Below are 7,492 nucleotides of genomic sequence, written 5' to 3' on the forward strand. Positions count from 1 at the left end.
GATCCGCGTCTCGGTGGTCGCCACCGGCATCGAACAGACGAGCGAGATGGCCGAATCCGCCGCGCGGCCGACGATGACCGGCGGCCTGCGCGGTCCGGCTTTCCCCGGCGGTCTGGCGCGGCCCGCCGCTCCGGAACCTGCACCTGCGCCCGAACCGGTCGCAGCCGCGCCGCAGCCGTTCGCGCCGCCGCCCGGCTATGTTGCTCCCGAACCGGCCGCGGTCGAGCCGGAACCTGAAGCGTCCACGCCTGCCGAGGAACCGCTCGATCTGACGCTCGACTTGTCCGATGCGGAGGAAGCGCCGCCGCCCGCCGCCGGAACCGGTGAGCTCGAGCTTGGTCTGAGTGATGCCGAGCCCATTCCGCCGCGCTTTGGCCGTGCCCAGCCTGATCCTTCGGGCGATGCGCCGCCGCGCAGCCCGCCGGGCAGCACGCTGTTCGAGCGCATGGCCAATCTCTCGCGCGGCGGGGGCCGCGGGGCCGAAGAGGATGCTGATCCGGAAGACGGCAGCGCGCTGAATATCCCGCGCTTCCTCGGCCGTCAGAACAACCAGTAAGGCCGCACGGCGCGGCGCAGCGGATGTGGCAGGGCGGTGCACGGGGGCGTGCACCGTCCGCCACACCGGCTCGTCGCAATTGTTCCCGGCGCTGCTTTGCGAGTCCACCCAAGCCGCGATAAGGTCGGCCACATGATCCGACGCTTCCTCTGCCCCGGGCCTTCGCGCCGTCTCTCGACCATCCGCATCGGGTTGGCCATCGGCACCGCGCTGGTGCTGGCCCAGCCGGCCTTGGCGGCGCAGCGGACGGACCCTGTCGATGATGACGTGGCCGAGCCCGTGCGGACCGGCCCGGTCGCGACCACCTCGGTCCCGGTCGTCCAGTCGACGGCGCCGAGCCCGACCCGCCTGCTCAATGCGGCGCTGGCGCGTCTCGCCAAGGATCCCCGCGATATCAGCGCTTTGCTCGATGCGGGCGGCGCGGCGCTCGATCTGGGTGATACCGATGCGGCGATCGGCTTCCTCACCCGCGCAGACCAGGTCGCGCCCGGTACCGCAGGCGTTCGCGCGCGGATGGGCATCGCCATGCTGCGTTCCAACAAGCCATTCGAGGCCATCCGCTGGTTCGATCTCGCCGAACAGGCCGGATTCGACCGCGCGGAAATGGCGCCCGAACGCGGCCTTGCCTATGACCTCATCGGCGACAACGCCGCGGCCCAGCGCGAGTACCAGCTTGCCCTTGCCGCCCGCGCGAATGACGAGACGAGCCGCCGCTATGCGCTGAGCCTCGTGATTGCCGGAGACCGACGCGGCGCCGAACTCGTCATCCAGCCCCTGCTCGAACGGCAGGATCGCGGCGCATGGCGCGTGCGCGCCTTCATCATGGCTATCGCCGGGCAGAGCGATGAAGCCGAAGGCATTGCCCGCGCCACGATGCCCGCCGATCTTGCCGCGGCGATCTCGCCCTATCTGCGCTACATGCCGCGCCTCACGCCCGCGCAGCAGGCCGCTGCCGCCAATCTCGGGCGCTTCCCGCGCGCGGCGGATATCGGCCGCGATGATCCGCAGGTCGTCCAGTATGCGCTCGCCCACCCGCGCGCGCCGCGAGTCGATGCCGCGCTTGTGCCGCAGGGCGAGGCGCTGGGCGCGCGCGGCCGCGACGATCGGTCGAAGCGCCGCCGCCCGGGCAAGGAAGACCGCCGCGAAACGGTGCTGGCGGCCGCGACGCCGGCACCCGCCCCGGCGCCGGCTCTCGTTCCGCCCCCGCCCCCACCACCGGCAGCACCTGCGGTGAGCGCACCATGGGGGCTCCAGCCCGGCGCGCGCACAGCCGCCGCGCCGTCGCAGCCGCAGCCTTCCGCACCGACTCAGAATCAGGCAGCCCAGAATCAGTCAGTCCAGACTGGCCCGGCTCGCCCGGTGGTCCTGTCGAAGCTCGATGTGCCGCCTGGCACGCCGTTGACGCCGCCTCCGGCACCACGACCGGCTACGGCCAGCGCCGCGCCGACACCGCCCCGCACGACGACGCCGGTCTTCTCGCTCCCACCCGGTCCAGCGCCCGGCCCGGCGGCTCCGCAGGCGACAACGCAGCCTGTCCCGACGTCGCCAGCGCCGAAGCCCGTCAGCCCGACGCCCGCTCCGCCGCCGGTTCAAGTGGCAACCGCTGCGCCTGCCTCGTCGTCGGCTGCAACGCCCCCGGCAACGTCCTCTGCACCGGGACCGCAGTTCGCGTTGCTGGAGGCTGCTCCGGCGCCCGCCGCTGTCTCGCCCGCGCCGGCCACGCCCGCTCCGCTGCCGTCACCTGCTCCGGCGCCCGCCACGACGGCATCCGCGGCACCTGTGCCCGCCGATTTCCGCAGCATGTTCGATGGCTTCAAGCCGCCTGAGCAGGAAGCTGCGGCCACCACCGAGGCGGTCGATCTCGCACGGCTTGAAGCGCTGCGCGAATCGGCCAAGGCCGCATCGGGCAAGGCGAAGGATCGTGACGCCAAGGACCGCGCGGCAAAGGATCGTGCAGCGAAGGACCGCACCGTCAAGGACCGCGGCGAACGCCCTGATGGGCCAACGGCCGTCTCGCGCACCAGCGATGAGGATGAAGCCGAGCCCGCCGTCACCCGCGGCGGCAAGGACAAGGCCGGCAAGGAGGGCGCGGCCAAGTCCGCCAAGGACAAGCTCGCGCTCAACACCGATTGCCTCGATGGCGCTGCCAAGGGCAAGTCCGGCAAGGGCAAGGCCGCCTCGGCCAAGGGCAAGGCCGGCGCGAAGTCGTCCGCAAAGGCAAAGGGCAAGGGCGGTGCAGACGCCCAGTGCCCGCCCGAGAACGACAAGGCCGGCAAGGGCAGGAACGGCAAGGCCGAACCGCAGCATGCCAGCCGCATCTGGGTTCAGGTGCTCACCGGATCGAACCGTCCGGCGATGGGCAAGGAGTGGCAGCGGCTTGTCAATCAGGCCGCCGCGCTGCGGGGGCGCAAGCCCTCGATCACCCCGTGGCGCAGCAATTATCGTTTGTTGACAGGGCCTTTCGGCAGCGACGCGGAAGCGCAGGCCTTCGTCGAGAAGCTGCGCGGGCAGGGTGTCAGCAGCTATCAGTGGACCAGCCCTGCGGGCCAGGCGGTGGATGGCCTGAGTGTGAAGTAGACTGTGTGGCGGGGCGGGTCTGCACCGCTTCTCCACAGCTTATGAACAGGCTAGTCGAGTTTTGCCCAGCCCCGGACGGGGCCCCGATTGCCGCAAAGGGCCCTCTCCGCGATGGCTCGCATGGGTCCAGCCCGGGCCCCTCAAGGAACACGCGATGCGCACCGGCCATGAAGACAGCGAACGCGACGATGCGGCGCCCGTCGATATGCTCGCCTCGCTGTTCGAGGCGCGCGGCTGGCCCTGCGAGTTCGTTTCCGAGGATGAGATCCACGGCGAAATCCAGGGAAGCTGGGCCAGCTATCAGCTGCGCTGCATCTGGCGCAGCGAGGACCATGTCCTGCAGATTCTCTGCCTCCCCGATATCCGCGTGCCCGAAGACAAGCGCGGGCCGATGTTCGAGATCATGGCCCTGATCAACGAGCAGGTCTGGCTCGGCCACTTCGATATCTGGTCGAACGGCTCGGTCCTGCTCTATCGCCACGGCCTGATGCTGGGCGATGATGGCCTCCTCAGCCTCGTCCAGGCGCAGACCGCGATCGAGGCGGCGGTTGACGAGTGCGACCGGTTCTATCCCGCGTTCCAGTTCCTGCTCTGGGGTGACAAGTCCCCGGCCGAAGCCCTCGCCAGCGCCCTGATCGACGCGGCAGGCGAGGCCTAGGCACAAACCGCTTGATCTCCCCTCCCGCTTGCGGGAGGGGCCGGGGGAGGGCATGTGGCGCCCAGACCAAGCGAGACCCCCAGTGACCTTCTCCCTTCTCCAGTTCGGCTGCGGCAACATGGGCGGCGCGATGCTCTCGGGCTGGCTTGCCGCCGGGTTCGATCCTGCCGCCTTCATTGTGGTTGATCCCATGCTGGCCGAAGCGCCCGCCGGTGTGCAGTTGCTGCGTGAGGCGCCGGAGGGCGCGCTCCCCGCCGATGTCGTGCTGCTCGGCTTCAAGCCGCAGCAATTCGCCGCCTCCGCGCCCGCGATTGCCCCGCATGTGGGGGAGGGCACCTTGCTGCTCTCGATCCTCGCTGGCGTCGATATCGCCACCTTGCGCGCCGCATTCCCGCAGGCCGCCGCCATCGTGCGCGTGATGCCCAATCTCGCCGCCGCCATCGGCAAGTCGCCCATCGCGCTTTACGGCGCGGCGGAAGGCGCCTTGCGTGAGCGCACTGAAGTGCTGATGGCCCCGCTCGGCCCCGCCGAGTGGCTGGCCGAGGAAGGCGCGATGGACATTGTCACCGCGCTCGCCGGTTCCGGACCGGCATTTGTCTACCGCTTCATCGATGCGCTGGCGGAAGGGGCGGCGACGCTGGGCTTGCCGCGCGCCCAGGCCGACCGCCTCGCGCTCGCCATGGTCGAGGGTGCTGCTGCGCTGGCCACCTCGGCCTCCGCCGCGCCCGGCGAACTCGCTCGTCGCGTCGCCAGCCCCGGCGGCACGACCGAGGCCGGGCTCAAAGTGCTCGATGCCGACCAGCGCCTTGCCGCGCTGATAACCGCCACCTTGCGCGCGGCGCGCGATCGCAGCGCTGAACTTACCGAAGCGGCGCGGAAATAGGGGACAGTCCCTATTTTTCCGGATGCAGGCCGAAACCGGAACTTATTACGCTTTGACACACTCTGTTATGGCCCTCCTGCTTGAAAAGGCGTGGGTTTGGGGCGATATTGGGAGCACTCGGTCCATCCCGGGCCGAAACGGAGTTTGGTACGTCATGGCAAACTGGAATGACCCCCAGCCCTCGGGCTGGAGCCCGGCAGGCTTCGGCGCTGCGGCGGGTCTCGCCGGGCGCGGCGCCGCGTATGATGCGGGTCTGCGCCGCTACATGCTGTCGATCTACAACTACATGGCCTCGGGCGTTCTGCTTTCGGGCATCGTCGCGCTGCTGTTCGCGACCTCCGGCATGGCGGAGGCCGTGTTCGGCACCCCGCTGCGCTGGCTCGTCGCACTCGCCCCGCTCGCCATCGTCATGGTGATGAGCTTCGGCGCGAACCGCATCTCGACCACCACGATGCAGGCGCTGTTCTGGGCCTTCAGCGTGCTGATGGGCATCTCGCTCTCGGCGATTTTCGCGGTCTACACCGGCCCCTCGATCGCGGCGACGTTCTTCGCCACTGCGGGCGCCTTCGCTGGTCTCAGCCTCTATGGCTACACCACCACGAAGAGCCTGTCGGGCTTCGGCACGTTCCTGATCATGGGCCTCGTCGGCATCCTGATCGCCAGCCTGATCAACATCTTCCTGCAGTCGCCGGGCCTTGCCTGGGGCATCAGCTTCCTCGGCGTGCTCATCTTCGCGGGCCTCACCGCGTATGACACGCAGAAGCTGAAGCTGATGTACGATCAAGTGGCGGGCACCGATTTCGCGGGCAAGATGATCGTGCTCGGCGCGCTCACGCTCTACCTCGATTTCGTCAACATGTTCACCTTCCTGCTGCAGTTCATGGGCGATCGCCGCTGATCTGAAGCGCATTGGTTCACATTACCGTGCCCGGCGGGCCATCCGGCTCGCCGGGCATTTTCTTTGCGCGACGAGCCGGTTAAAGCCCGGGGCAAGCTCACCCGGGGGAACCCTTTCGCATGCCACGTACCTCGCGCCCTGTGGCGCCTGCCTTTGAGCGCATTTGCCGGTTCCTTCCGGCCGCCGTGCTCGCCGCTGCTCTTGCCAGCTGCGCTGCGCCGCCGCCGCCGCCGCCCCCGCCGCCTCCGCCCAAGCCCAAGCCCTATATCCCGCCGCCGCCCAAGCCGATGCCGCCCGCCGGCGCCAGCGACAACCTCACGATTCCCCCGCTCGATGCCAATGGCCTGCGCCAGTCGGTCAACCGCAACATCTCGTCCACGCAGATGCTGTGGAACCTGCGCTCGGCCTTCAATGTCGCCGCGCTCAATTGCACCGATCCCAAGCACGCCGAGATCCTGCCGCGCTACAGGGCCTTCCTGAAGAACTACAACACCACGCTGACAGCGACGAACCTCAAGGTCGATGCCGAGTTCAAGGCTCGCTACGGCGCGAAGTTCACGGCCCCGCGCGAAGCCTACATGACCTCGGTCTACAACCACTTCGCACTGCCGCCCGCGATGAACGAGTTCTGCAATGCAGCGCTGGCCGTCACCGGTGACCTGGACGCAATCACGCCGCCCGCTCCAAAGGCGCCCCCGCTGAAGAAGGGAGCGAAGGCGGCCCCTGCGAGAATACCCACGCTGAAGCCTGCCGAGCTCGAAGCCTTTGCCGTCCGCAGTCTGCCCAATATCGAGGTGGTCTACGACGATTTCTACCGGCGCTACGAGAAGTACCGGCTCGATCTCGCTGAATGGAACGCCAGGTACGGCGCGCCTTCCGCCTCGGCGAAAGCCGCGAGCGGGGCGCCCTGAGAGTTTTCCGTCACCATGCCTTGCCGGTGACGAGGCTGGACGGGCTTTCCGCATTTTGCACTTGGCAAGCGCCGCCCCGCTGGGCTAAGGGCCGCGCTCCCGGCAGGGCGGCGTTCGCGCGGTCATGCCGGAGGATAGGTTGCAGGATACTGGGAACGGGGCCGTAGCTCAGCTGGGAGAGCGCGTCGTTCGCAATGACGAGGTCAGGGGTTCGATCCCCCTCGGCTCCACCAGTATGCCGTAAATTGGCCGCGCCTTGGTGCTGATGGCAGGCCTGCGAACGGCACCGTTCTGCGCTTCCGGTGCTCACGGCCATGAAGGCCGCTCCGCTCCGGTTCTCGAACGGCACCATTCTCGGCTCTGCCTGAGCCCAATTTCCGACATACTGGTCTTCACCGCCAGCGGGTCGGGACAGATCGTCCTCTTTCCGTTAGTATTGTCCCATGCATTTTCTCGACCAGGCCAAGATCTTCATCCGCTCCGGCGCGGGCGGGCCGGGGGCGGTCAGCTTCCGGCGCGAGAAATATGTCGAATATGGCGGGCCCGATGGCGGCGATGGCGGCAAGGGCGGCGACATTGTTTTCGAGGCGATCAGCGGGCTCAATACCCTGATCGATTTCCGCTATACCCAGCACTTCAAGGCCCCGCGCGGCAAGGGCGGCGCGGGCAAGAACCGCACCGGTGCGGGCGGCGATGATCTTGTCATCAAGGTGCCCGTCGGCACGCAGGTGATCGACGAGGACGGTGAAACCGTGCTCCTCGATCTTACCGAGATCGGCCAGCGCGTGGTGTTGCTGCGCGGCGGCGATGGCGGGCGCGGCAACCTCTCGTACAAGACCTCCACCAACCGCGCCCCCCGCAATGTCGGCCCCGGCTGGCCCGGGCAGGAAATGTATGTCTGGCTGCGGCTCAAGCTGCTGGCCGATGCGGGCCTTGTCGGCCTGCCCAATGCGGGCAAGTCCACCTTCATCAACCAGATCACCAACACCAAGGCCAAGGTGGGGGACTA

Annotated in this window: 6 protein-coding genes, 1 tRNA gene and 1 pseudogene; all 8 read left to right on the top strand. The window is 68.5% G+C overall.

Going from position 1 to position 7,492, the window contains the following annotated elements; translation table 11 throughout:
- A pseudogene (locus tag K5Q19_RS16595) lies at window positions 1–556 on the top strand (cell division protein FtsZ); the annotation flags it as partial.
- 132 nt (window positions 557–688) lie between these two features.
- Complete coding sequence (locus K5Q19_RS16600; protein ID WP_292947528.1) at window positions 689–3,133, top strand: SPOR domain-containing protein; 2,445 nt, start codon at window positions 689–691, stop codon at window positions 3,131–3,133.
- A gap of 154 nt (window positions 3,134–3,287) precedes the next feature.
- Window positions 3,288–3,791, top strand: coding sequence for a YbjN domain-containing protein (locus K5Q19_RS16605; RefSeq protein WP_292947531.1), 504 nt, complete (start codon window positions 3,288–3,290; stop codon window positions 3,789–3,791).
- An 82-nt stretch (window positions 3,792–3,873) separates the two neighbouring features.
- On the top strand, window positions 3,874–4,674 hold the full coding sequence (proC, locus tag K5Q19_RS16610) for a pyrroline-5-carboxylate reductase (RefSeq protein WP_292947533.1): 801 nt from the start codon (window positions 3,874–3,876) through the stop codon (window positions 4,672–4,674).
- A 154-nt stretch (window positions 4,675–4,828) separates the two neighbouring features.
- Window positions 4,829–5,572: a Bax inhibitor-1/YccA family protein gene (locus tag K5Q19_RS16615; RefSeq protein WP_292947536.1), complete on the top strand. Its 744-nt coding sequence runs from the start codon at window positions 4,829–4,831 to the stop codon at window positions 5,570–5,572.
- 119 nt (window positions 5,573–5,691) lie between these two features.
- The gene (locus tag K5Q19_RS16620; RefSeq protein WP_292947539.1) at window positions 5,692–6,483 is read left to right on the top strand and encodes a hypothetical protein; all 792 of its coding nucleotides are present in this window, start codon (window positions 5,692–5,694) and stop codon (window positions 6,481–6,483) included.
- A 157-nt stretch (window positions 6,484–6,640) separates the two neighbouring features.
- A tRNA-Ala gene (locus tag K5Q19_RS16625) sits at window positions 6,641–6,716 on the top strand.
- A 210-nt stretch (window positions 6,717–6,926) separates the two neighbouring features.
- A partial coding sequence (locus K5Q19_RS16630; protein WP_292947542.1) for a GTPase occupies window positions 6,927–7,492 on the top strand: 566 nt, incomplete at its 3' end.

Source organism: Novosphingobium sp. (assembly GCF_019748365.1).
Lineage (GTDB): Bacteria > Pseudomonadota > Alphaproteobacteria > Sphingomonadales > Sphingomonadaceae > Novosphingobium.

Coding starts and splice junctions, on each gene's coding strand:
- K5Q19_RS16600 (WP_292947528.1), top strand. CDS start 689: ATGATCCGACGCTTCCTCTGCCCCGGGCCTTCGCGCCGTCTCTCGACC.
- K5Q19_RS16605 (WP_292947531.1), top strand. CDS start 3,288: ATGCGCACCGGCCATGAAGACAGCGAACGCGACGATGCGGCGCCCGTC.
- K5Q19_RS16615 (WP_292947536.1), top strand. CDS start 4,829: ATGGCAAACTGGAATGACCCCCAGCCCTCGGGCTGGAGCCCGGCAGGC.
- K5Q19_RS16620 (WP_292947539.1), top strand. CDS start 5,692: ATGCCACGTACCTCGCGCCCTGTGGCGCCTGCCTTTGAGCGCATTTGC.